Origin of the sequence: Chromobacterium sp. ASV23, assembly GCF_016428945.1 — a bacterium.
Lineage (GTDB): Bacteria > Pseudomonadota > Gammaproteobacteria > Burkholderiales > Chromobacteriaceae > Chromobacterium > Chromobacterium sinusclupearum.
On the sequence record NZ_JAELTR010000001.1, the window covers coordinates 196536 to 221516 of the forward strand.

Consider the following 24981-nt stretch of genomic DNA (forward strand, 5'->3'; position numbering starts at 1 on the left):
TAAGCCCTCGATGATTGGAATGAAACGGCTGCGTAGTTATCCTTGCGCGCGCGCCAGTTCGGCGCGCATGGCGTCGATCACGGCCTTGTAGTCCTTCTGGCCGTAAATGGCGGAGCCGGCGACGAAGGTGTCTGCGCCGGCGGCGGCCACTTGGGCGATATTGTCCACCTTGATGCCGCCATCCACCTCCAGCCAGATTTCGCCGCCATGCTTGGCGGTGTAGGCGTCGATGCGCTGGCGCGCCAGTTTGATCTTCTCCAGCGCGTGCGGAATGAACGATTGTCCGCCAAAACCCGGGTTGACCGACATGATCAGAATCATGTCCAGCTTGTCCATCACGTGGTCCAGATAGGAAAGCGGCGTGGCCGGGTTGAACACCAGGCCGGCCTTGCAGCCGGCATCCTTGATCAGGCCCAGCGTGCGGTCGATGTGTTCCGAGCCTTCCGGGTGGAAGGTGATGATGTCGGCGCCGGCCTTGGCGAAGGCGGCAGCCAGCGCATCCACCGGTTTCACCATCAGGTGCACGTCGATGGGAGCGCTGCTGTGCGGGCGGATGGCCTCGCAGAACATCGGGCCCATGGTCAGATTGGGGACGTAGTGGTTGTCCATCACGTCGAAGTGGATGATGTCGGCGCCGGCGGCGATGACATCGCTGACTTCCTGGCCCAGACGGGCAAAATCGGCGGACAGAATGCTGGGGGCGATACGGAAAGTGCGCATGGCGAGGCTCTGGAACGAAAAACAAGGAATGCCGGGCATTCTACCGCGCCAAAAGCGCTTTGGCCGGATAAAATGAAGGACATATTGATCCGGAGGAGCCGAAATGGCCGAGAAAGTCTATCAAGTTGAAGTGGAGGCGGAGCCCCAATACATCGCCGAACAGTCCAATATGGCCAACGACATCTATGTCTTCGGCTATCGCGTCCGCATCGTCAATACCGGCAGCGAGCCCGCCCAGCTGGTAAGCCGCCACTGGATCATCACCGACGCCAACCAGCAGGTGCAGGAAGTGCGCGGCATGGGGGTGGTGGGCGAGCAGCCGCACCTGGAGCCGGGCCAGGCTTTCGAGTACACCAGCGCCACCCATCTGAAGACGCCTTACGGCAGCATGAAGGGCAGCTACCAGATGGTGGCCGACGACGGCCAGCGCTTCGAGGCCGACATTCCAGAGATGACGCTGGTGGCGCCGCGCGTGCTGCACTAATCGCGTTTACAGGACGGGTCCTCGTCCTTGCGCGGCCAGGTCCACCAAACAATGAAGGAGGCGAGCGCCCCGGCGCCCAGTGCTTCCAGCAATAGAATCCACATGATGTCTGCCCCTTTGCGAGTGTAGCCTTTTCACTCTGGGCCAGACCCCAGCCACAGGCAAGCTTTTATGCGCATTACCCATACCGGCCCGGCGCCGACAGACCGCAACGACTGGCAGACCCTTAAAACGCTGTTTCCCTATTTATGGGCCTTCAAGTGGCGGGTGACGCTGGCGCTGGCTTGCATGGTGCTGGCCAAAGTGGCGGCGGTGACGGTGCCGCTGTACCTGAAGGACATCGTCGACCAGTTGTCCGTGCCGGCCACGCTGTTGGCCATCCCGGTGCTGGCCTTGACCGGCTACGGCGTGGCGCGGCTGCTGTCAGGGGTGCTGGGCGAGTTCCGCGACGCCATTTTCGCCCGGGTGATCCAGGGCGCGGTGCGCAGCGTGGCGCGCAATGTGTTCCGCCATCTATTCAGGCTGTCGCTGCGCTTTCATCTGGAGCGCCACACCGGCGGCATGAGCCGCGACATCGAGCGCGGCACCAAGGGCATAGGCTTTTTACTGAACTTCACGGTGTTCAATATTCTGCCTACGCTGCTGGAAATCGCCATGGTTACCGGCATCCTGCTGCACCGCTATTCCTGGACTTTCGCTGTGGTGACGCTGGGCACCATCGCCATCTACATCGCCTTCACGCTGCTGGTCACGGAATGGCGCACCGTCTATCGCCGGACCATGAACGACCTGGACTCCAAGGCCAATTCCAAGGCGATAGACGCCTTGCTGAACTACGAAACGGTGAAGTACTTCAATAACGAGGAGTACGAGTCCAAGCGCTACGACCGCAATCTGGAAGCCTGGGAGTCGTCGGCGATCAAGAATCAGGTGTCGCTGTCGCTGTTGAATGCAGGCCAGGCTGCCATCATCGCCGTCGGCGTCACCCTGGTGATGGTGTTGGCGGCGCGCGACGTGGTGGCGCACAAGATGACGGTGGGCGACGTAGTGCTGGTGGCGACCTTCATCACCCAGCTGTATGCGCCGTTGAATTTCCTGGGCTTCGTCTACCGGGAGATCAAGCATTCGCTGGCCGATATCGAACGCATGTTCAAGCTCTTGGGCGTGAATCTGGAAGTTGCCGATGCGCCGGATGCGCAAGCCTTGGACACCCGCAGCGCGACGGTGCGCTTCGAACGCGTGGGTTTCGCCTATGAGTCCAAGCGGCAGATCCTGCACGACGTGGACTTCACCATCCCGGCCGGCCAGACGCTGGCGGTGGTCGGCGCCAGCGGCGCCGGCAAATCGACGCTGTCGCGGCTGATGTTCCGCTTCTATGACGTCACGGCCGGCGCTGTGAAGATCAACGGCCATGACATCCGCCAATTGACGCAGGATTCGCTGCGCGCCCACATCGGCATCGTGCCGCAGGACACCGTGCTGTTCAATGACAGCGTCTACTACAACATTGCCTATGGCAAACCCGGCGCGACGCGGGAGGAAATCATCGAGGCGGCCCGGTCGGCGCATATCCACGATTTTGTCAGCAGTCTGCCGGACGGCTACGACACCCTGGTGGGCGAGCGCGGGCTGAAGCTGTCCGGCGGCGAGAAGCAGCGCGTGGCCATTGCGCGCACCATCCTGAAAAACCCGCCCATCCTGATCTTCGACGAGGCCACCAGCGCGCTGGATTCGCGCACGGAAAAAGCCATCCAGAACGAACTGGCCGCCATCTCGGCCAACCGCACCACGCTGATCATCGCGCACCGGCTATCCACCATCGTCAACGCCGACCGCATCCTGGTGCTGGATGCAGGCCGAGTGGTAGAGCAGGGCAACCATCGCGAGCTGCTGGAAAAAGGAGGGCGCTACGCCGAGATGTGGCGCTTGCAGCAGGAGCGGGAGGCGGTGGCGGAGTAGCGGGCCGCGGCGGCCGGCTCAGGCTTTGGCGCGCCGGGCTGGCCGCTGGCAGACGTCAACGTCCCTAGTTAATTTGAACTATGAAGGTCTTATCATGAAGTAGCAGGGTCTCGCGGGCAAAAAGTGCTTACACTAGCCGCAGGAGAGCCTGAAATCATGAATTCTGTCCCTTCATCCCATACCCTGGTGGATGCCTATGGTCGCCGCATCGATTATTTGCGTTTGTCGGTGACCGATCGTTGCGACATGCGTTGCAGCTATTGCATGCCCAAAGGCTTTCAAGGCTATACGGAGCCGGAGGATTGGTTGAGTTTTGCCGAAATCAACCGGGTGGTGCGGATTTTTGCAGGTTTGGGCGTCGGGCGTTTCCGTTTGACCGGCGGTGAGCCTTTGCTGCGTCGCAACCTGGTTGAACTGGTAGGGCAACTGGCCCGCCTTCCGGGGGTGGATGAGTTGTCGCTGTCCACCAATGGCAGCCGGCTGCTCAAACATGCGGCTGCGCTGAAACAAGCAGGACTGGCCAGAATCAATGTCAGCCTGGATTCGCTGGATAAGAACTGCCTGCAGCAGGTGACGGGGCGGGATAGCCTGGATGCGGTCATGGCCGGAGTGATGGCGGGCAAGGCTGCCGGGCTGACCCCAATCAAGCTTAACATGGTGTTGATGCGTGGCATCAATGATCATGAAGTTGAGCGCATGGCGGCTTTCTGTTTTGAACACGGTTTTATCCTGCGCCTGATCGAGGCCATGCCAATGGGAGAAACCGGCCGCAATGCAGCTTATATGCGGGTGGCGGACATTCTCCCCGCGCTTGCGGCGCGTTTTGGGCTGGAGCCGGTTGCGCTGACGCTGGGCGGCGGCCCGGCAAGCTATTGGCAAACCGCGGATGGCCGCAACCAGCTGGGAGTCATCACGCCGGTCAGCCAGCATTTTTGCGCCACTTGCAACCGTGTGCGCTTGACGGTGGATGGCGTGCTGCATCTTTGCTTGGGCCAGGAAGACAGGCTGGAGCTGCGCCCGCTGCTGCGCGGCGGCGCTGACGACGACTGTCTGCGCATGGAGATTGTCAAAGCCATCCATCGCAAGCCGGAAAAGCACCACTTCAATGAAGCGCCTGCGAAAATGGTCCGTTTCATGTCTCAAACGGGCGGATAGGCGACATGCCCATGTCTGAAGGCTCGTCCGCCCCCATCCGCTTGAGCACCCGCGTTGTCGGCTTCTTGTTATTGAGTCTGCTGATCGGACTGGGAGCCATTGGCACAACCCTTTACCTGTCCTGGCAGCTGGAGGGCGGCGCGGCTGCCATCAATGCGGCCGGCAGTTTGCGCAAGCAGACTTATCGCTTGTCGCTCTCACTGTACGAATATGCCGGCCAGCCTGATCAGGCCCGGCGCCAGCGAATCGCCGATGATCTGGCGGTGTTTGACCGCACGCTGAATCTGCTCCGCCATGGAGACCCCGCCCGCCCCTTGTATCTGCCGCAAGACGAGGCGGTTTATCAAGCGTTTGCCCGTGTTCGCGCCCATTATGCGAACAATATTCTTCCGCCCGCGCGCGCGGTGCAGGCAGGCGCGCCGGTGCCGGATGCGGCGGCGCTGCGGCGTAATGCGGACGATTTTGTCGATCAATTGGATGGCTTGGTCGGCCTGGTCGAGCATTACAACGAACGACGCACCATGTTGCTGCAGGCCTCGCAGGTGATACTGATCATCATGGCCATCGTCGGATGCACGACGCAGATTTATCTGATGTTCTTGCTGATTTTCCGTCCTCTGGAGTTGCTGGGTCAGGGCATGCAACGGATGGCGGCGCGGGATCTGAGCGTGCGCTTGCCGGTTGAAACCCGCGACGAATTCGGCGCGCTGGCGGCGGGGTTCAATGATATGGCGGACCAGTTGTCTGAGGTGTATGACACGCTTGAAATGCGGGTCAATGACAAGACCGCCATGCTTAACGAGCAGAATCGCGAACTGTCGCTGCTATATGGCACGACCGCCTTGTTGAATGAAAATTTCGAGGGGCAGGAGTTGTGCCAGGGTTTTGTTGAATATCTGCGCGCTTGGTTCGGTGCCGCCGCCTGCAGTGTCCGGGTGGCGGATCCATCGGCCAGCCAGGCGCATTTGCTGGCATCTGACCAGTTGCCCAGCCTGTTGGCGGAAGCGGCCGAGTGCCGGCAGATTGACGACTGCCTGTGCGGGCAGGTGTTGCGCCAGAATCACGCCGTGATTCAGGACTTCCGCGCCGGCGTGCCCGAGGGCTTCCCGGCAACCTGCACCCGCCTCGGCTTCGCGCAGGTTTCGGCTTTCCCGGTGCGGACGCGCCAGCGTCAGACGGGCTTCTTTACTCTCTATTTCCATGAGCCGCATGACTTCAGCCCGCGCGACATGCAATTGCTGGATAGTTTGGGCAATCATCTAGGCAACGCGCTGGAAAATCTGCGCTTGTCTGCCAGCGAACGGGAGCTGGCGGTAACCCAGGAGCGGAACTTGCTGGCGCAAGGCTTGCATGACAGCATCGCCCAGGGTTTGTCGTTCCTGAATCTGCAGGTGCAAATGCTGGATGCCGCGTTGCAGCGAGTGGATGTGGATGAGGCGCGGAGCATTGTGCCGCTGCTGCATACCGGGGTGCAGGAGAGTTATGAAGATGTGCGCGATCTGCTGCAAAACTTCCGCGCCCGGCTGGGGGAGGATGACTTGCGCGCCGCGCTGGAGGCGACAGTGAGCAAATTCCGTCGCCAAACCGGCTTGCCGGTTACGTTCAGCGCCAGTGGGCATGGCGTGCCGCTGCCAACCGATTTACAGATACAGGTGCTGTTCATTTTGCAAGAAGCCTTATCCAACGTGCGCAAGCATGCGCTTGGCGCCGATCATGTCTGGGTTGACTATGTCGAGGGGCCCGACCTGAAATTGACCATCCGTGACAACGGTGCGGGATTTGCCGATGCGAGGATGGCGGATCAGGGCGAGCGCCATGTCGGTCTGCGCATCATGCACGAGCGGGCGGACCGTCTTGGCGCCTCGCTGAATATTCAATCCGTTGACGGTGTGACCGTCAGCCTGGTTTTGTCGGCTCAGCAGCGCGGCAAGCATTCAAAGGAAGTTTCATGACTGAGCCGATACGCATTTTGCTGATCGATGACCATACGCTTTTTCGCAGCGGCATCACGCTGTTGTTGTCCAAGCAGCCGGACATGCATGTCGTGGGCGAGGCCGCGGATGGCGTCGAGGGCGTGAAGCAAGCGCATGCGTTGAAGCCTGACGTGGTATTGCTTGACCTGAACATGCCAGGCCTCTCCGGACTGGAGGCATTGCAGTTGATTTTGCAGGATGCGCCGGACCTGGCCGTCTTGATGTTAACCGTGTCAGAGGATGCGGAGGATTTGGGCGCCGCCTTGCGCGCCGGGGCGCGCGGCTATTTGCTGAAGAACATCGATGCTGATTTCTTGATCAGCGCGATCCGCCGGGCGCATGACGGCGAAGCGGTGATCGCCGAGGGCATGACGGCCAAGCTGGTGCAGCAGTTTCGCGCGGCGGGCCAGCCGAGCAGCGGCGCTGGCGACAAGGCGAAGTTGACGCCGCGTGAATGTGAAATTCTGGGTTGCCTCGCCCGCGGGGACAGCAACAAGGTGATCGCGCGCAAGCTTGATGTGGCGGAAAGCACGGTCAAAATCCATGTGCAGAACATTCTTAAGAAGCTCGGCTTGTCCAGCCGGGTGCAGGCGGCGGTTTATGCCGTCGAGCATGGTTTGGGCTGAGGATTTGTCCATGCCCATTTTCGAATCGGCCATCCCCCATCTGGCGGATGGCCGAGATTTATCTTAACCAAGCGGACTAGCCCGGCTGCCGGCCGGGACTCGGCCATGCGGCGAATGGCGGCCATGGCTGCTCATCCCTAAGCTTTCCGGTGATAACCCCTCAAGCCGTTTCAGGGCGGAGGGGCGCAAACCTGGAGAGCCAATATGTCTCATGACGCCTCAGTCCTGAAGTGCTGGGAGCCGGAAAACCCCACTTTCTGGCAACGTACCGGCCGCAGCATCGCCTTGCGCAATCTGTGGATTTCCATCCCTTGTCTGATGCTGGGCTTCATTGTCTCGGTTCTATGGTCGATGGTGACCCTCAACCTGCCGAATGCCGGATTTACTTTCAGCAAGGAGCAACTGTTTCTGCTGACGGCCTTGCCTCAGCTGTCCGGCGCCACCTTGCGCATCTTTTACGCCTTCCTGCCTGGTCTGATTGGCGGCCGTCGTTGGACAGCCATCTCCACCGGCTTGTTGCTGATTCCCGCGCTGTGGCTTGGCTTCGCCGTTCAGGACCCTTCGACATCCTACCCGGTGATGTTATCCATTGCCTTGCTGTGCGGGCTGGGCAGCGGCAATTTCGCCAGTTCGATGGCCAATATCGCGCACTTCTTTCCGGCGAAGGAAAAAGGCAAGGCCAATGGCCTGAATGCGGGTTTCGGCAACCTGGGCGTCTCCCTTGCGCAATTGCTGATTCCGTTGGCCATCACGCTGCCGTTGTTTGGCGGATTCGGCGGCGAGGCTCAGCATTATCTCAAGGACGGCGTTGAGAAGAGTTTGTGGCTGCAAAATGCGGGATTCATGTGGGTGCCGTTGATCGTCGCCGCCACGTTTGCCGCCTGGTTCGGCATGAACGATATGGAAGACGCCAAATCGACGTTCAGCGAACAGGCCATCATCTTCAAGCGCCATCACAATTGGCTGATGTGTTATCTGTATCTCGGCACCTTTGGCAGTTTCATTGGATTCGCGGGCGCCTTTGCCCTGTTGACCAAAACCCTGTTCCCGCTGGTGCCGGTGACGAAAATCGCTTTTATCGGCCCGCTGCTGGGCGCATTGATCCGCCCGGTTGGCGGCATGATTTCCGACCGTCTCGGCGGCGCGCGAGTCACGCTGCTGGTGTTCTGCTGCATGGTGCTGGGCATTTTGGGTGTGTTGAGCGCCTTGCCTGTCGCGGGAGGGGCCGGCAACTGGCCGCTGTTCTTCGGCAGTTTCATGGCCTTGTTCCTGTTTTCCGGCATCGGCAACGGCTCCACCTACAAGATGATTCCTTCTCTGTTCATCGGCTTTTGCCTGAAGCAGGCGCATGATAAGGACGAGGCCGCCATGCAGCAGGCCAGGCAGGACGGCGTGCGCGAGTCCGCGGCCGCGGCGGGCTTCATCAGCGCGATCGGCGCCTATGGCGGCTACTTCATTCCGCAGATTTTTGGTCTGTCGGTCAAAATGAGCGGAGGGGCGGAGTATGCGCTGTATTGCTTCATGCTGTTCTATGTGAGCTGCATCGCGCTGACCTGGGTGTTCTTTGCGCGCAAGCATGCTCCGATGCCGTGTTGAGTCCGCTGTTGCCGTCCCGAGATAACCCGCCGCAAGGCGGGTTATTTCATTGCGGCTTTGCGTGCCTTGCCGGCAGCGGCGCGCTGGGGCTGCCTACCTGTACGAAAGGACTATGCCGACTAGTCCTTTAATCAGGACTGTATTGCTGCCTTTGGTGAATGGGGAAGTGGCGCATGGGGGCGTAGGCTGATAGCGGTAAACCAATGCCGCTGTGGAGACGCCATGAGTCACTTTCTTGATCGCTTGAAGTTCCTGTCGCGAACCAGCGAAACCTTTGCCGATGGCCACGGAGAAGTGGTCCGTGAAGACCGCCAGTGGGAGGATGCTTACCGTCAGCGCTGGCAGCAGGATAAGGTGGTGCGCTCCACCCATGGGGTCAATTGCACCGGATCGTGCAGTTGGCGCGTTTTCGTCAAGAACGGCTTGATCACCTGGGAGTTGCAGCAGACCGACTATCCGCGCACTCGGCCGGATCTGCCCAATCACGAACCGCGCGGCTGTCCGCGCGGCGCTTCGTATTCCTGGTATGTCTATTCCGCGCAGCGCGTGAAGTATCCGATGATTCGCGCCGAATTGATGGCTTTGTGGCGCGAAGCGCGGCAGACGCTGGCGCCGGTGGAAGCCTGGGCGGCGATTACCGCGGACCCGGCCAAGGCGGCGCGCTACAAACAGGCTCGGGGTCTGGGCGGTTTTGTGCGTGCCGACTGGGATACCGCCACCGAAATCATCGCCGCCGCCAACGCCCACACCATTCAGGCTTACGGCCCGGACCGCATTATCGGCTTCTCGCCCATCCCCGCGATGTCCATGGTGTCTTATGCGGCCGGCAGCCGCTACCTCAGCCTCATCGGCGGGGTGTGCATGTCGTTCTATGACTGGTATTGCGACTTGCCGCCGGCCTCTCCGCAAGTGTGGGGCGAGCAGACGGATGTGCCGGAGTCGGCCGACTGGTACAACTCGACCTATCTGATGGTATGGGGTTCCAATGTGCCGATGACGCGCACGCCCGATGCGCATTTCTATACCGAAGTCCGCTACAAGGGCACCAAGACTGTGGCGGTTTCCAGCGATTTCGGCGAAATGGCCAAATTCGGCGATATCTGGCTGGCGCCCAAGCAGGGCACCGATGCCGCGCTGGCCATGGCCATGGGCCATGTGGTGCTGAACGAGTTCCACAAGACCGGGTGCAGCGATTACTTCCGCCAATATGGCAAGCAGTACACCGACTTTCCGATGCTGGTGATGCTCAAGGAAGGGGAACAGGGACTGGTCGCGGATCATTATCTGCGCGCTTCCCATCTTTCCAGCCATCAGGATGCCAATAACCCGGACTGGAAAACCTTGCTGATCGACAACGCCAGCGGGCAGATCGTGGTGCCGAACGGCACCATCGGCCTGCGCTGGGGCGAGCAAGGGGAGATGGTGGGCAAGTGGAATCTGGAGCTCAAGGCCGCAGACGGCCGAGACATCGATCCATTGCTGTCGCTCAAGGGCGCCCACGATGAAATCGTGGCGGTCAATTTCCCGTACTTCGGAGCCGAGCATCAGGCGGTATTGCCGCGCAATGTGCCGGTTCGCCACTTGCAATTGCAGGATGGCAGCACGGTGCGGGTGGCCACGGTCTACGATCTGATGCTGGCCAATTACGGCGTCGATAACGGACTGGGTGGCGGCAATGTGGCCAGCTGTTACGACGATGATCTGCCCTATACCCCGAAGTGGCAGGAAAAGCACACCGGCGTGGCGGCTGCCGATGTCATCACCGTGGCGCGCGAGTTCGCCGACAACGCCGACAAGACCCAGGGCAAGAGCATGGTGATTGTCGGCGCGGCGCTGAACCACTGGTATCACATGGACATGACCTATCGCGGCATCATCAATCTATTGATGATGTGCGGCTGTATTGGCCAGAGCGGCGGCGGCTGGGCGCACTATGTCGGACAGGAAAAGCTGCGGCCGCAACAAGGCTGGGCGCCGCTGGCGTTTGCCACGGACTGGCAGCGGCCGCCGCGGCAGATGAATTCCACCAGCTTTTTCTACGCGCACACCAGCCAGTGGCGGCATGAAAAACTGGCGGTGAACGAGATCGTCAGCCCGACTGCCGATACCAGCAGTTTTGCCGGCCTGAGTTTGATCGATTTCAATGCCCGCGCCGAACGGATGGGCTGGCTGCCTTCCGCGCCGCAATTGGAAACCAATCCGCTGGACATTACCCGCGCCGCGCAGGCCGCGGGCAAGGATCCAATCGCCTATGCGGTGGAAGGGCTGCAGAACGGCTCGATCAATATGTCCTGCGACGATCCGGACAATCCCAAGAATTTCCCGCGCAATATGTTTGTCTGGCGCTCCAATATCCTGGGTTCCAGCGGCAAGGGGCACGAGTATTTCCTCAAGTATCTGCTGGGCACGCAGAATGCGCTGTTCGACGACGAGGCCGATGGCATCAAGCCGTCCGAGGTCAAGGTGCGCCCCGCGGCGGAAGGCAAGCTGGATTTGCTGACCGTGCTGGATTTCCGCATGAGCACCACCTGCCTCTACGCGGACATCGTACTGCCGACCGCTACCTGGTATGAGAAGGACGATCTGAACACCTCGGACATGCATCCGTTCATCCACCCGCTGTCCGAAGCCGTGCAGCCGCTGTGGCAAGCCAAGACCGACTGGGAAATCTACAAGCTGCTGGCCCGCCGCTTGTCGGAAATCGGCGGCCCCGTCCTGGGCACCCGGCACGATCTGGTGATGACGCCGCTGATGCATGACACTCCGGGCGAGCTGGGCCAGCCGTTTGAGCCTCGCGATTGGAAAAAGGGCGAATGCGCGCTGGTGCCAGGCAAGACCGCTCCGCAGATGACCGTGATCGAGCGCGACTACACCCGCATCCATGAAAAATTCACCACGGTAGGGCCTTTGCTGAGCCATGTCGGCAATGGCGGCAAGGGCATCGCCTGGCAAACCGGCCATGAGGTCGGCGAACTGGCCCAGCTCAACGGCAAGGCCGGCAACGGCCAGCCTAAGCTGGACAGCGCAATCGATGCGGCCGAGATGATCTTGACGCTGGCGCCGGAAACCAACGGCCATGTGGCGGTCAAGGCCTGGGCGGCGCTGTCGAAAATCACCGGACGCGATCACACCCATCTGGCGCTGGGCCGCGAGCATGACAAGATCCGTTTCCGCGACCTGCAGGCGCAGCCGCGCAAGATCATCTCCAGCCCGACATGGTCCGGCCTGGAAAGCGAGGAGGTCAGCTACAACGCCGGTTATACCAATGTGCACGAGCTGATTCCTTGGCGCACGCTGACCGGTCGCCAGCAGTTTTATCAGGATCACCGCTGGATGCTGGATTTTGGCGAGGGGCTGACGGTTTACAAGCCGCCGGTCGATCTGAAGACCACGGGTTCCATGCTGGGCCGTCTGCCCAATGGTCAGACCGAGATTGTCCTCAACTTCATCACGCCGCACCAGAAGTGGGGCATCCACTCCACTTACTCGGACAATCTGCGCATGCTGACATTGAGCCGCGGCGGGCCGCATGTCTGGCTTTCCGAGACCGATGCGCGCAAGGCCGGCATCGTAGACAACGACTGGATCGAGGTCTTCAACCTCAATGGCACGCTGACGGCCCGAGCCGTGGTGAGCCAGCGCGTGCCGGAGGGGATGACCCTGATGTATCACGCGCAGGAAAAGATCGTGAATGTGCCGGGCGCAGAAACCAGCGGCAAGCGCGGGGGCATCCATAACTCGGTGACGCGCACCGTGACCAAGCCTACCCACATGATCGGCGGGTATGCCCAGCAGGCATACGGATTCAATTACTACGGCACGGTGGGCAGCAACCGCGACGAATTCGTCATCGTGCGCAAAATGGACCGGGTTGACTGGTTGGACCAGCCCCAGTGCGGCACGCAGGACTGAGGAGACGACAAGATGAAAATTCGCGCGCAAGTAGCCATGGTGCTCAATCTGGACAAATGCATTGGCTGCCACACCTGTTCGATAACCTGCAAGAACGTCTGGACCAGCCGCGACGGGGTGGAGTATGCCTGGTTCAATAATGTCGAGACCAAGCCTGGCACCGGCTTCCCGACCGACTGGGAAAACCAGGAAAAATGGCGCGGCGGCTGGCAGCTCAATGCGGCCGGCAAGCTGGAGCCGAAGCAGGGCGGCCGGCTGAGAATCCTGGCCAATATTTTCGCCAACCCCAACCTGCCGCAGATCGACGATTACTACGAGCCTTTCACCTACGACTACGAGCATCTGCAGAACGCGCCGGCCATGCAGACGCCGCCGACTGCGCGTCCGGTGTCCGTGCTGACGCGGCAAAAGATGGACAAGATCACCAGCGGCCCGAACTGGGAGGACGATCTGGGCGGCGAGTTCGCGAAGCGCGGTCGCGACCAGCTGTTCAAGGACATCGAGAAGGAGATGTACTCGACCTTCGAGAACACCTTCATGATGTATCTGCCGCGCTTGTGCGAGCACTGCCTCAACCCGGCCTGCGTGGCGTCCTGTCCGTCCGGCTCGGTGTACAAGCGCGAAGACGACGGCATCGTGCTGGTGGACCAGGATAAATGCCGCGGCTGGCGCATGTGCGTCTCAGGTTGTCCGTACAAGAAGATCTATTTCAATTGGGAATCGGGCAAGGCCGAGAAATGCACGTTCTGCTACCCGCGCCTTGAGGCCGGCCAACCTACCGTGTGTTCGGAATCGTGCGTCGGCCGGATTCGTTATCTCGGCGTGATGCTGTATGACGCCGACCGCATCGAGCAAGCGGCGTCCGTCGTTGACGAGCAGCAGCTTTATCAGTCGCAGCTGGACCTGTTCCTCGACCCCAACGATCCAGCGGTCATCGCCGAGGCGCGCAACCAGGGCATTGCTGAAAGCTGGCTCGAGGCGGCGCGCCAATCGCCGGTATACAAGATGGCTGTCGAGTGGTGCGTGGCTTTCCCGCTGCATCCCGAGTACCGCACCTTGCCCATGGTCTGGTACATCCCGCCCTTGTCGCCGATCCAGAAGGCTGTGCAAAGCGGCGTCCTGGGACGCAACGGCATCCTGCCGGATGTGAGCGAGCTGCGGATTCCCCTGCGTTATCTGGCGAATCTGCTGACGGCCGGAGATGAAGCGCCGGTGCGGATGGCGTTGGACCGCATGCTGGCCATGCGCGCCTATCTGCGCGCCCGCCATGTCGATCAGCGCGAGGCGGCGGAGGTGCTGCAGCAGGTGGGCTTGACGCGGGAACAGGTTGAGGAGATGTACCAGATTCTGGCCATCGCCAACTATGAAGACCGCTTCGTGATTCCTTCCAGCCACAAGGAAATGGTGGAAGACAGCTTCAATGAGAAGGGCAGTTGCGGTTTCAGCTTCGGCAATGGCTGCTCGGGCGGCGTCAGCGACGGCACCTTGTTCGGCACCAAGAAGCAGGGGTCGGTTTTCTTCGCCGACATGCCGAAATCACGCAAGTCATCCCATTCCTGAGGCGACATCATGAATGCTTTTAGATTGATCTCCGCCTTGCTGCTCTATCCCACGTCCGAACTGGTGGAGGCCTTGCCGCTGGCGCGCCAGCTATCGCAAGCGCTGCCGGGCGAAACGGCCGGGCAGCTGGCCCCGTTGTTGACGCACTTGCAGAGCCACGAGCTGCTGACGCTGCAAAGCCGCTATGTGGACTGGTTTGATCGTCAGCGCCCATTCAGCCTGCACTTGTTCGAGCACGTTTATGGCGAAAGCCGCGAGCGCGGCGAAGCCATGGTCAGCTTGATGCAGACTTATCACGATCATGGATTTTTTATCGCGGCCGACGAGCTGCCCGACTATCTGCCGCTGTTTCTGGAGTTTCTATCCCAGATGCCGGCCGAACCGGCGGCGGGCTTGCTGGGGGAGGCCGTACATGTGATCGCGGCAGTCGGCCGGCGGCTGGCGGATGCCGGCAATCCTTATGCCGGGGCCTTTGCCGCGCTGACCAGCCTCAGCCCGGTCGCGCCGCTGCCTGTCAGCGCGCCGCCAGTCCGCGATATGGATGAGGCGATGGAGGTTTTCGGCAGCGGGTTTGACGGCATGGAGCCGCTGCTGACGCCGAGCGCCGCGCCGCAGCCTGTTCATTTTTATCCACGCCCGGCGCCGCAAGGAGTCTGATCATGAGTTATTTGCACTTGTTTTTGTTTGGCATCTACCCCTATATCGCGCTGGTGGTTTTCCTGTTGGGCAGCTTGGTGCGTTTTGAGCGCGAGCAGTACACCTGGCGCGCCGAGTCGACGCAGTTCCTGCATCGCGGTCCATTGCGCCTGGGGTCCAACCTGTTTCACGTCGGCATCATCGGCGTATTCCTCGGCCATTTGGGCGGCCTGCTGACGCCGCTTGCGGTATGGGAGTGGCTGGGCGTGCCGCTCAGCGCCAAGCAGTTGTTGGCGATGGGGGCGGGCGGCGCGCTCGGCGGCGTCGCTCTGGCGGGTCTGCTGATCCTGCTGTGGCGCCGCTTCAGCAATCAGCGGTTGGCCGTGCAGACCGCGCTGCGCGACAAGATCCTGCTGCCGTGGCTGCTGCTGACGCTCTGCCTGGGATTGGCCACCATTCCGGAATCGGCGCAGCACCTGGATGGCCAGGCCATGTTGACTTTCATGCTCTGGGCGCAACACATTCTGACTTTACGCGGCGATGCAGCCAGCCTGGTAAGCGATGCGCCTCTGGTGTTCCGTTTGCACATATTCTTCGGGCTGACTTTCTTCATGCTGTTCCCGTTTACCCGCATGGTGCATAGCTGGAGCGGCTTCGCCAGCGTCAGTTACCTGACGCGCGCCTGGCAATTGGTCCGGCCGCGCTGACACCGCATTGTGCCGCTGGGGCGGAAAGCCTGCCGCAAGGAATGGCGCTCCTGTGCCAACCGGGTCGATGTGCTACTGCGTCGGCGGGGCGGATGGTTCAGGATCCATCACCACATCGGGCCAGCGTTCCTGATAGCGTTTTTGCAAGGTCCGTTGGCGGTAGGTCTCCGCGCTGGCGCGCACAGGATTGTGCCGGATTCGCATCTGAAGCAGATCTTGCAGGCCGTGCGGCGCGATGATGCGCAGCCGGTCTGCGTCGTCCAGATAGATGCCCACCGCCGTGGCGTACTCCGGCCAGGTGGCGACGGCCTCCGCCAGCGAGCGCAGCGGCTCGACGGCATAGCCGAAATGGCTGCCGAACCATAGATGGACTGCCGCCTGGTTGGTGACTTCCCATGGCAGGTCCGGCGCCATGCTTTGCAGCGTGGCCAGCAGCGCGTCATCCTGCTGCTGCGTGAGGTTCTCTGGGTCGAAGTAGGTGAGGTCGATATCCGCCAGCCTCGACGGGGCAGGATAACCGTGCAGGTGGTCCCATACCGCGTTGCGCAGCGCGCCGGCGCCTATGCACCATGACGCCAGGCCCAGGCTGCGCGCGATGCGCAAGGCATGCATCAGCCATGGCGTCTGGCGGACGATGTCGCGCAGGGCTTGTGCGTCAGGCTGCGCAGTGGCGTCGCCGGCGGTGTCGAACGGAGGCCTCACACCGGGCTCTTGGCGTTCTGCAGCACGGTGCGATAGCCGTCGTGGTCGATGAAGGTGGCGCCGTGGACGTCCCAGTAGGGATTGGCCGATGGCACCTGAGCGAAGCCGGCCGCGCGCATGCAGGCGCAAGCCGCTTCCCATTCGGGATGATCCGGCAGATACAGCACCAACAGGTCTTCCGCCGTCGGGGCGGGTCTGATCGGATGACGGTGGCTGACGACGAATTCCAGATGGAATCCCGCGCCGGGCAGCCCCAGCATCACGCCGTCGAAACCATCATGATCCTTGAAGCTGCCCAGCAGCTGCAGATTCAAGCCCTCGCAATACATGGCTTTGCTCAGGCCCAGGCTGCTGACCGGACGCGCAACGCGGAGGTGGGGAGTCTGCTTGTACATGGCGATGTCGGCGCTGAGGTGGGGGTGTCCTCATCATGCCATGCGCTTGGAGATTCAGCCAGCTTTGCCGGCCTTGATCTGACGCATCTGCTCGATGACCAGGTCGCCTTGGCGCAGGGCCTGGCGCAGCGCATCGGCCTGCGGCAAATCGTCAAAGGCCAATGTCGGGTCCAGCGCGGCCAGCGCGCGGCGCGAGCAGGCGCACACTTCGGCCGCGGCGGTGAAATCGGCCGGGCCCATCACCTTGCCGTTGCGGATGCGGCGGTAGTAGGCGCGGGTGGAGTTCAGATATTGGGCGGCGGTTTCGCTGCCGTCCAGCCCGCCGGCGGCGGCCATGGTTTCCAGCAGGTTCACCAGCTGGCGGCAGGCTTGTTCGGCCTGGGCGAAGCGCTGTTCCTGAGCGCGCCTGTCTTGCTGGCCCGGCTTGTTTGCGGTCTTTTTCTTGGGCTCGGCCATGGTTTTTCCTTGCGTGGGGGAGCGCGCATTCTAGCGGCGCAGGCCGGCAGCGTCTAATGCAGTTGGTAGCGCGCCGCATGTTCAGAGCCTGCCGGCAGCGAGACTTCGACGAAATCGTCCAGGCAGAACAGCGTCAGTTTGCCGCCATAAACCGCCCCAGTGTCCAGGTGCATCACGTTGTCGTAGCGGACGGCGTGGTCTTGCGGCGTGTGGCCCACCAGCAGCAGCGCCACGCCGTTGACGTGGCCGGCGCCGCGGTCGAACACGCGCTCGCGCGACCACAGCAGCGTATCGTAGTCTTCTGCGCTGGGGCAGTTGGCCGCCAGCCGCTCGGCCAGCGCGCTCCAGTCGTTGCCGGGGCAGTCGGCGTGGACCACGCCTATCTTGCCGACTTCGCTGTCTATCTCTATCGCCAGCGGCAATTGCGCGAGGGCGGCGACGCAGGCATCGCGTTCGGCGGGCGGCATTTCGCTGAGCCAGCGGCCGCCGTTGCGCAGATGGCGGTCCAAGTCCTCCAGCGGATTGCGCATCGCGTCCAACGCCATTTGCTCATGGTTGCCGCGCACCGCGTGAAACCAGGGCTGGGCCAGCCATTCGCCGACTAGATGGCTGTCCGGTCCGCGATCCACCAAATCGCCCACCGAGATCAACCGGTCGGTGTGCGGATTGAAGCTGATGGTTTTCATCAAGCGCCGCAATAGTTCGAAACAGCCATGCAGGTCGCCTACCACCCAGTCTCTTCCCGCGCGATTGCGCGGAAGCTTCTTGATCATCATGGCGGCGACCTGTCCTTTCTCGGCTTAGCGGGCCATCCAGTCTTGGCAGAACTCGTCGCGGAAGCTGAGCAGCCATTGCAGCTTGCGTTCCGCCAAGGCGCGTCCGGCCTCCGTTTGCATCATGCCCGGCAGCTTGGCGAGCTTGACCTCGATATGGTCGATCGCCCAGGCCTGGTCGTCCAGGCCGCGGTGTTCGGCCAGCGGGTCCAGCGGGTGGGCCAGCGCGCGGCCCATGCGGCCGGAAACATAAAACATGCGGGCCAGACCCACCGGACCCAGCGCGTCCATGCGGTCGGCGTCCTGCACGATGCGGGCTTCCAGCGTGCGCGGCTCGATGGCGGCGGAATAGCTGTGCGCCTCGATGGCATGCGCCAGATTGTCCAGCTGCGCCGGCGTCAGGCCGCTGTCCGCCAGCAATTGGCGCGCGCGCTCGGCCGACCAGTGCGAGGCCAACTGGCGTTGCGGGTGGTTCTTCGGCAGGTTGACCAGATCGTGCAGATAACTGCCGGCCATCACCACGACGGGGTCGGCTTCGGGGTAATGCTGCAGCAGCTGGCGCGCCACCGCCCATACGCGGTGCAAGTGGCTCAGATCATGGGCGCCGTCGTTGTCCGGCGGTTGTTGTTCCAGCAGGGCGATCAGCCTGTGCTGCCATTCGTTTTGCAATTGCGGGTGCATCGAGGAAGGCCTTGTTTGAGAGCCGCCGCGGCGGGGCGGCCATACTCTTATTTTAACATCGCCTTGGCCGGCCGCTTTTCAATCGTCGATTGTCTTGACGAGCTCCCATTGAGATAGCCGATAGCTGGCCTGGTGTTTCAGCAGCAGGCTGATCAGCGCCAGATCGCGGCTGTCGACATTATTGAAGCTCAGCCGTCCATCCGCCGCCAGCTGTTGTCCGGCGCGCAGCAGGCTGGCGGCCATGCCGCGCCGACGGCAGGCCGGCGCGACCTGCAGCTCCACCACCTCGCCATCGCGCGACATCAGCAGCGAGCCTTGGAGATCGCCATCATGGCGAATCGTCAGCCAGCGCAGCGGCGGTTCGGCGCGCAGCAGCGATTCGCGGCGATTGGGCACGGCCGGCGGATAGGCCAGCGCATCGGCCGGCCAATCCGCGGCGGCGTGAACCGCATGGGCAGTGATGGGCCAGAATCCGCGCGCAGCGACGGGTTCGAGGATTTGATAGCAATCCAGCCGGCGCAAGGCGGAGAACCCCAGCTGTTCATAAGCCCGTTGCGCGCGCGCATTGCCGTCTATGACTTCCAGTCTTTGCTTATGAATGCCATGTTCGGCCAGCAACGCGGTCACCAAGGCCGCCATGTCGGTCAGTGCGTGGCGGCGGCGGCCGTCCGGCGCGACGCCGGCGGCGATGCAATAGCCTTCCCGCTGGCCGTCGATATCCGGCGTGGCGGTCAGCCAGAATCCCGCCAGCTTGCCGTCCAGCCAGGCGCCGGCGCTCAGCTCCGGCTGCCAGCCGCGCCGCTTCAGCATGGCTGTCATTTGTTCCAGCGTCGGCTGGGCGGGAATGACGTAGTCGCTGAAGGCGGCCAGAAAGCAGGGGTGCAAGTCGGCCGGGCTAAGCCGGGACAGCGCTGCGATCTTCATGACAGCGCGCCTTCCGGCGTGGAGACGAGGGATAGGGCGCGCTCGACGTAGTCGCGCTCTTCGCCCACCGGCGCGACATACGAGAGCACCTCGCGCGCGCGCGCCTCGCCGGCCAGCCGCAGCAGCACCCAGGCCGCCAGGTATTGCGAGGCCAGACAGCCGCCGGCGGTGGCGATATTGCCAACCGTGCGGAAAGCGCCGGGCGCGACGGCGATGCCCAGCTGTTCCAGCATGGGGCGGGTCATGCCGTCGGTACAGGCGATGCCGTCGCTGAGCAGCCCCAGCTTATGCAGCACCAGCGCGCCGGAGCATTGCGAGCCTATCAGCTGGCGCGATGGGTCCAGCCGCAGCTGGCTCATGATGGTATCGTCGGCCACCCAGTCTCGCGTGCGCCAGCCGCTGCCGATCAGCACCGCGTCGGCTTGCGCGGCGTAGGACAGGTCTTCCTGGCGTTCGACGCGGGCGCCGGAGCGCGATTGCACAATCGGCACAGGCGCGCAGATGCGCACAGTCCAGCCGTGCGGCGTCATCCTCCCCAGAATGCCGGAGGCGATGAAGGAATCCAGCTCATTGAAACAGTCCAGGGTGACGATGGCGATCTGCATGGGAGGCGTGCGTGGCGGATGAATAAAAAATGATGATGTCCGCGTAACGGCGGCGGGTCAACGCGGCGGCGATCGTCTGTAGGGAAAAGGGATGGCGAGTGGATAAAAACAAACACCCCGCCGGACGGCGGGGTTAGGGGCTGTTGACGTGCGCTGCGCAGATCGCGTTTGCGCTCCGGCGCGGCCGCTCAATACGCATCAACAGCCGCTAGAATCAGGCTTCCAGCCAGATCAGCGAGGCCATGCGGCCGGTGATGCGGTCGCGGCGGTAGGAGAAGAAACGCTCGCGGTCTATCACGGTGCAGAAGTCGCCGCCGTGGATGCGCGAGACGCCCAGTTTTTCCAGGCGCAGGCGGGCCAGGGCATAGATGTCGGCCAGGTATTTGCCATGGTCGATTTCGACGAAGGCGGCAGCGGCCGCCGCGTCTTTTTCGACAAAGGCCTGACGCACTTCGGCGCCGACCTCAAACGCGTCCGGGCCGATGGCCGGGCCCAGCCAGGCCATCAGCCGCGTCGGCGGCAGGCCCATCGCCGCTACGGTGGCCTCGATCACGCCATCGCATAGTCCGCGCCAGCCGGCATGGGCGGCGGCCACGGCCTGGCCCTGCTCCTCGCATAGCAGCACCGGCAGGCAGTCCGCGGTCATCACCGCGCAGACTGCGCCCGGCGCGCGGGCGAAGCTGGCGTCGGCATCGGGCGGAATCGCGCCTGCGCTGGCCGCGTCCGCCACCGCCACGCCATGCACCTGATTGAGCCAGGCGGGCTCGGCCGGCAGTTCGTCGCGCAGCAGGGCGCGGTTGGCGGTGACGGCTTCCGGCGCGTCGCCGACATGCGCGCCCAGATTCAGGCTGGTGTAAGGCCCTTGGCTGACGCCGCCGGCGCGCGTGGTGACCAGCGTGCGCACCTTGGGCGGCGCGGGCCAGTCGGCTTCGATCCAGTCCTTAGCGGGCATAGATCACCTCGACGTCGCCATCGTCGTCTTCGTCGTCCCAGTCCTCATCGTCCTCGCCTTCGCCGTGGGCGAAGGTTTCTTCGTCGGCCACGGCGCCATCGCCGCGCAGCACGTCCAGCAGGGCGCGGAAATCATCCGGCAGCGGCGCCTTCCAGCTGCGCTCCTCGCCGGTGGCGGGGTGGATCAGGGCCAGCGCGTAGGCGTGCAGCGCCTGGCGGCCCAGCGCCTTCACGGCCGCCGCGATCTCTTCATCCATTTTGTGCCGCACATTGCCGTATACCGGGTCGCCGGCCAGCGGATGGCCCGCCTCGCGCATGTGGACGCGGATCTGGTGGGTGCGGCCGGTTTCCAGCTTGCACTCGATGTGGGAGTGACTGGCGAAGCGCTCCAGCACCCGGATATGGGTGATGGCCGGTTTGCCGCCGAACTTCAGCACCGCCATTTTCAGGCGGTTGTTCGGATCGCGGCCGATATTGGCTTCGATGGTGCCGTCGAAGGGCACTACGCCGTCAGTGATGGCGCGGTAGATCCGTTTGACGGTGCGCGCTTGCAGCTGGCGCACCAGCTCGGTCTGCGCCGGCAGGGTCTTGGCCACCACCATCAGGCCGGAGGTGTCCTTGTCCAGGCGGTGGACGATGCCGGCGCGGGGCACATTGGCCAGCGCCGGGCAGTGGTGTAGCAAGCCGTTCAGCAGCGTGCCGCTCCAGTTGCCGGCGGCCGGGTGCACCACCAGGCCGGCCGGCTTGTTGATGACGAGGATGTGGTTGTCCTCGAATACGATGGGCAGGTCCATGGCTTCCGGCTGGAAGGCCATTTCCTCATGCGTCAGCTGCAAAGTGACGTCCAGCTTCTCGCCGCCCAGCATCTTGGTCTTGGGCGCCACCACCTTGCCGTCCACCAAAACCAGGCCGTCTTTGATCCATTGCGTCAGCCGGCTGCGGGAGTAATCCGGCAACAGTTTGGCCAGCACTGCGTCCAGCCGGTCACCGCATAGCGTCAGCGGGACTTCAAGATGTTGCGTGGTGGATACCTCGTTTTCCGAGATGTCGCTATAATCGTCCGGGTCAATGTAAGGATCAGTCATGAAAAGATACGTTGTTGCTGCAATGTTGGTGATGGTGGGGCTTGCCGGGTGCGCCTCCACGGAAACCTACGACGAAACGCGCGGCTGGACCGTGGAGAAACTGTATGCGGAAGCTCACGACGAGTTGAACAGCGGCAATTATACCCGCGCAGTCAAGCTCTACGAAACGCTGGAGTCGCGATTCCCGTATGGCCGCTATGCGCAACAGGCGCAGATGGACCTCGCCTACACCCATTACAAGGATGGGGAACCGGAGCAAGCCATCGCCTCGGCGGATCGCTTCATCAAGCTGCATCCGACTCACCCCAACCTCGATTACATCTATTATCTGAAAGGTTTGGTGTATTACAACGACGATTCCGGCCTGCTCGCCAAATGGGCCGGCCAGGACATGAGCGAACGCGATCCGCGCGCCGCGCGCGAGGCCTTCGCCGCCTTCCGCGAGCTGACCACCCGCTTCCCCAACAGCACCTACGCGCCGGACGCCCGCGCCAAGATGACCCGTCTGGTCGATGCGCTGGGCGGCAACGAGATGCATGTGGCCCGCTACTACATGAAGCGCGGCGCCTACCTGGCGGCCGCCAACCGCGCCCAAGGCGTGGTGAAGGACTTTTCCAACACCAAGTATCCGGAAGAGGCGCTGGCCATCATGGTGGCCGCCTACGACAAATTGCAGATGCCGCAACTGCGCGACGACGCTCGCCGCGTCCTGTCGTTGAACTATCCGCAGAGCCAATATCTGACCAAGCCCTGGCAGACGGAGGAGATGCCGTGGTGGAAGCTGTGGAAATAACGCCAGCAACCTAGCCAGAAAGCCGCCGATGGGCGGCTTTTTGTTTGACGTGGCGCGGCGTGCTCCCGGCTTGAACTTGGCTATAGTTTCAAGTGATCTGAATGAGGGGAGAGGGCGATGAGGCGGCGTCAATTCCTGCTGGCCGCGCTGGCGAGTGCCGGCGCCTGGCGCTGGGCAGCGGCAGCCAACCGCAAGTTGGCCGTGACGGTGGTGGTCAAGTCGCTGCGCAACCAGTTTTTTACCATCATGCTGGATGGCGCGCGCAAGCATCATGCCGATCATGCCGCAGAGTATCAGCTGCGGCTGGAAGGCTTGCAGAGCGAAGGCGATGTCAAGGCGCAGGTGGCGATGCTGCAGCGCGCGATAGATCGCCGGGACGACGCCTTGATCGTCGCGCCGGCCGATTCGCGGGCGGTGATGCCTTTGTTGTTGAAGGCCATCGCGCAAGGGATGCTGGTGGTCAATATCGACAACAAGCTTGACGAGCGCGTGCTGGCGCATGAAAACGTGAACATTCCCTTTGTGGGGCCAAGCAATTTCAGCGGCGCGCGCAAGGTGGGCGATTATGTGCTGGCGGCGCTGAAGCCGGGCAGCAAGGTTGGCATCATCGAAGGCCTTCCGCAGGCGATCAACGCCAAGTCTCGCAGCGATGGTTTCCGCGAATCGATACGCATCGCCGGCATGGAACTGGCCGGGATGCGCTGGGGAGACTGGGAGACCGACAAGGGCTACCAGGCCGCGCTGTCGCTGCTGGATGCCGTTCCGGACCTGTCGGCGCTGCTGTGCGGTAACGACAATATGGCGATAGGCGCAGTCAAGGCCGTAACGGAACGGCATAGGACCGGCAAGGTGCTGATAGGCGGTTACGATAATATCCCCGCTGCGGTGCCGTATATCGCTAGCGGCGCCATCTATGCGACCGCCGACCAGCACCCGGCGCTGCAGATGCAATATGCGCTGGATCTGGTATTGCAGGCGCTGTCCAAGCACGTTGGACAAGCCGAGCTGCAATCGATCGTGCAAACGCCGGTGGAGCTGATTAAAAGAACCGCGACATGATGGGCCTGAGCCGATTGCGCTGGCTGGCAGCGATTTTTCTCTTTTTCGGCCTTTCCCGCGCCGAAGCCGCTTCGCCGGCCACCATCCGGGTTCTGGCGGACGACTATCCGCCATTCCTGCTGAAGTCTGCCGGGGGGCTTTCCGGCCCTTATGCCGACGCCTTCCGCTTGCTGATGCGCAAGGCGGGCATTGAGGTGGTTTTTCAGAGCGTGCCTTTCAAGCGGGCTTTCCTAAGCCTCGCCAATCAGGACAATACTTGCGCGCTGGCGGTCAATTTTGATCAGGGCGAGAGTGAAACCGTCAATTTCATCAGCGTCATCGCGCCGATTACGTTGACGGCCTACAAGCGTGGCGACAACAAGAACCAATTGGCCAATCTGGGCGCGCTGAAGGGGTATTCGGTGGGGGCGGTGGACATGGCCGAGGTGCGCGATATTCTCAGCAGCGCCGGCATGCCGTTCACGCCGGTAAAAAATTCTTCCACTGGTTTTCTGATGCTGAACGCCGGCCGGTTCCAAGTGCTGGTCAGCGATCTGCCGCCAGATTCGTTGTCTGGAAAGAATCAGGCCGTCAAACTGTTTGTGGTGGCCCAAGTCGAGCGCTGGCTGGCCTGCGGCCCGCGGGTATCGCCTGCTTTGCAGGGCAGGATGCGCGCGGTGTTGAAGCAGGGACTGTTCGCCGAGGATGCCGCGCCGGTTTGGAGCCGCTACGGCATGCTCGATTATTACCGAGAGATGCGCAAGAGCTGGCTGAAAGCGCCGTAAGCCCGGCTGCCGGCGCTATTGTGGATCCAGCCGGCAAGCTAATCCGGTGCCGGCCAGCCCGCCGTACAATTTCATCTGATCGGGCGTCTTGCGCGAAATGTAAAAGCTGTCAGGCAAGCCCGTCCCAGCCTTGTCCTTGGGCCAGGTCAGCAGCCCCTTCTCATCCATGAAGCCCTGATGGGTGGCATCCCCTTGTTTCAACTCAACAGTCTGTCCGCGTCGATCGAAGCTGAACTGTATCTGTTGATCGCAGTGGTAGCTGGCTTGGATGCGTTGCGGCGGCTGGCAGGCGCACAGCGCGGCGGCGATCAGGCAAGCCGCCAGGCGGGCTTGAGTGGGCATGGCTTAACGTTTCCGTGTTCTGATTGCGTGGGCCGCCACTATATCACGGGGCTGGTTAGGTTTTTCGGGCCTTTATATGCCGGCATGATTTCTTGCGCTTGGCAAAGCGCGTGGCTGTTTTTT

24 protein-coding genes are annotated in these 24981 nt (G+C 62.3%); 13 read left to right on the forward strand and 11 right to left on the reverse strand.

From position 1 onward, the window contains the following. Window positions 1–36 precede the first annotated feature (36 nt). Window positions 37–720, reverse strand: coding sequence for a ribulose-phosphate 3-epimerase (rpe, locus tag JHD59_RS00965; protein ID WP_199152791.1), 684 nt, complete (start codon window positions 718–720; stop codon window positions 37–39). A 103-nt stretch (window positions 721–823) separates the two neighbouring features. Between rpe and apaG the strand changes: the two genes are divergently transcribed. From apaG to narI, 10 genes are all read left to right on the forward strand, one after another. Beyond that, complete coding sequence (apaG, locus tag JHD59_RS00970; RefSeq protein WP_071108910.1) at window positions 824–1204, forward strand: Co2+/Mg2+ efflux protein ApaG; 381 nt, start codon at window positions 824–826, stop codon at window positions 1202–1204. A gap of 171 nt (window positions 1205–1375) precedes the next feature. Next, window positions 1376–3163 carry an ABC transporter ATP-binding protein/permease gene (locus JHD59_RS00975; RefSeq protein WP_103320625.1) on the forward strand — a complete coding sequence of 596 codons (1788 nt, stop codon included), beginning with the start codon at window positions 1376–1378 and terminating at the stop codon, window positions 3161–3163. A gap of 156 nt (window positions 3164–3319) precedes the next feature. After that, the gene (gene moaA / locus JHD59_RS00980; RefSeq protein WP_199152833.1) at window positions 3320–4318 is read left to right on the forward strand and encodes a GTP 3',8-cyclase MoaA; all 999 of its coding nucleotides are present in this window, start codon (window positions 3320–3322) and stop codon (window positions 4316–4318) included. Between the two features lie 5 nt (window positions 4319–4323). Then, a complete protein-coding gene (locus tag JHD59_RS00985; protein ID WP_199152792.1) occupies window positions 4324–6270 on the forward strand; it encodes a type IV pili methyl-accepting chemotaxis transducer N-terminal domain-containing protein in 1947 nt (648 codons plus the stop codon). Beyond that, window positions 6267–6917 (forward strand): response regulator transcription factor, encoded by a 651-nt coding sequence (locus JHD59_RS00990; RefSeq protein WP_199152793.1) that lies wholly within the window; start codon window positions 6267–6269, stop codon window positions 6915–6917. The genes JHD59_RS00985 and JHD59_RS00990 overlap by 4 nt, the downstream gene beginning before the upstream one ends. A 204-nt stretch (window positions 6918–7121) precedes the next feature. After that, window positions 7122–8513, forward strand: coding sequence for a NarK family nitrate/nitrite MFS transporter (locus JHD59_RS00995; RefSeq protein WP_199152794.1), 1392 nt, complete (start codon window positions 7122–7124; stop codon window positions 8511–8513). A 222-nt stretch (window positions 8514–8735) separates the two neighbouring features. After that, window positions 8736–12425 (forward strand): nitrate reductase subunit alpha, encoded by a 3690-nt coding sequence (locus tag JHD59_RS01000; protein ID WP_199152795.1) that lies wholly within the window; start codon window positions 8736–8738, stop codon window positions 12423–12425. Window positions 12426–12437: 12 nt separating this feature from the next. Next, window positions 12438–13985 (forward strand): nitrate reductase subunit beta, encoded by a 1548-nt coding sequence (narH, locus tag JHD59_RS01005; RefSeq protein WP_199152796.1) that lies wholly within the window; start codon window positions 12438–12440, stop codon window positions 13983–13985. 9 nt (window positions 13986–13994) lie between these two features. Then, window positions 13995–14642, forward strand: coding sequence for a nitrate reductase molybdenum cofactor assembly chaperone (gene narJ, locus JHD59_RS01010; RefSeq protein WP_199152797.1), 648 nt, complete (start codon window positions 13995–13997; stop codon window positions 14640–14642). A gap of 2 nt (window positions 14643–14644) precedes the next feature. After that, window positions 14645–15328: a respiratory nitrate reductase subunit gamma gene (narI, locus tag JHD59_RS01015; protein ID WP_199152798.1), complete on the forward strand. Its 684-nt coding sequence runs from the start codon at window positions 14645–14647 to the stop codon at window positions 15326–15328. Between the two features lie 72 nt (window positions 15329–15400). Here narI and JHD59_RS01020 read toward each other — a convergent pair whose 3' ends face one another. The 9 genes from JHD59_RS01020 to rluD all read right to left on the reverse strand — a co-directional run bounded on the left by JHD59_RS01020 (window position 15401) and on the right by rluD (window position 21900). Then, entirely contained in the window at window positions 15401–16030 is a 630-nt protein-coding gene (locus tag JHD59_RS01020; protein ID WP_368671503.1) for a nucleotidyltransferase family protein, read from the reverse strand. Then, window positions 16027–16425: a VOC family protein gene (locus JHD59_RS01025; protein ID WP_071108908.1), complete on the reverse strand. Its 399-nt coding sequence runs from the start codon at window positions 16423–16425 to the stop codon at window positions 16027–16029. Before JHD59_RS01025 ends, JHD59_RS01020 begins: the two co-directional genes overlap by 4 nt. 54 nt (window positions 16426–16479) lie before the next feature. Continuing rightward, window positions 16480–16881 (reverse strand): hypothetical protein, encoded by a 402-nt coding sequence (locus tag JHD59_RS01030; RefSeq protein ID WP_103321055.1) that lies wholly within the window; start codon window positions 16879–16881, stop codon window positions 16480–16482. A 53-nt stretch (window positions 16882–16934) separates the two neighbouring features. Continuing rightward, window positions 16935–17657 (reverse strand): metallophosphoesterase, encoded by a 723-nt coding sequence (locus JHD59_RS01035; RefSeq protein ID WP_199152799.1) that lies wholly within the window; start codon window positions 17655–17657, stop codon window positions 16935–16937. A gap of 24 nt (window positions 17658–17681) precedes the next feature. Further along, window positions 17682–18335: an HD domain-containing protein gene (locus tag JHD59_RS01040; RefSeq protein ID WP_199152800.1), complete on the reverse strand. Its 654-nt coding sequence runs from the start codon at window positions 18333–18335 to the stop codon at window positions 17682–17684. A gap of 78 nt (window positions 18336–18413) precedes the next feature. After that, window positions 18414–19259 (reverse strand): GNAT family N-acetyltransferase, encoded by an 846-nt coding sequence (locus tag JHD59_RS01045; protein ID WP_199152801.1) that lies wholly within the window; start codon window positions 19257–19259, stop codon window positions 18414–18416. Then, on the reverse strand, window positions 19256–19864 hold the full coding sequence (locus JHD59_RS01050) for an AraC family transcriptional regulator (RefSeq protein WP_199152802.1): 609 nt from the start codon (window positions 19862–19864) through the stop codon (window positions 19256–19258). Before JHD59_RS01050 ends, JHD59_RS01045 begins: the two co-directional genes overlap by 4 nt. 214 nt (window positions 19865–20078) lie before the next feature. Further along, window positions 20079–20816: a peptidoglycan editing factor PgeF gene (pgeF, locus tag JHD59_RS01055; RefSeq protein ID WP_199152803.1), complete on the reverse strand. Its 738-nt coding sequence runs from the start codon at window positions 20814–20816 to the stop codon at window positions 20079–20081. Further along, window positions 20806–21900: a 23S rRNA pseudouridine(1911/1915/1917) synthase RluD gene (rluD, locus tag JHD59_RS01060; protein ID WP_103321061.1), complete on the reverse strand. Its 1095-nt coding sequence runs from the start codon at window positions 21898–21900 to the stop codon at window positions 20806–20808. The genes pgeF and rluD overlap by 11 nt, the downstream gene beginning before the upstream one ends. On the opposite strand from rluD, the gene JHD59_RS01065 reads away from it, so the two are divergent. From JHD59_RS01065 to JHD59_RS01075, 3 genes are all read left to right on the forward strand, one after another. Beyond that, window positions 21899–22693 (forward strand): outer membrane protein assembly factor BamD, encoded by a 795-nt coding sequence (locus JHD59_RS01065; protein ID WP_199152804.1) that lies wholly within the window; start codon window positions 21899–21901, stop codon window positions 22691–22693. The two genes, rluD and JHD59_RS01065, sit on opposite strands and share 2 nt — an antisense overlap. A gap of 117 nt (window positions 22694–22810) precedes the next feature. Beyond that, window positions 22811–23752 (forward strand): substrate-binding domain-containing protein, encoded by a 942-nt coding sequence (locus JHD59_RS01070; RefSeq protein ID WP_199152805.1) that lies wholly within the window; start codon window positions 22811–22813, stop codon window positions 23750–23752. Beyond that, window positions 23749–24516 (forward strand): ABC transporter substrate-binding protein, encoded by a 768-nt coding sequence (locus JHD59_RS01075; RefSeq protein WP_199152806.1) that lies wholly within the window; start codon window positions 23749–23751, stop codon window positions 24514–24516. Before JHD59_RS01070 ends, JHD59_RS01075 begins: the two co-directional genes overlap by 4 nt. 15 nt (window positions 24517–24531) lie before the next feature. On the opposite strand, the gene JHD59_RS01080 is transcribed toward JHD59_RS01075, so the two are convergent. After that, window positions 24532–24858: a hypothetical protein gene (locus JHD59_RS01080; protein WP_199152807.1), complete on the reverse strand. Its 327-nt coding sequence runs from the start codon at window positions 24856–24858 to the stop codon at window positions 24532–24534. Window positions 24859–24981: the final 123 nt, after the last annotated feature.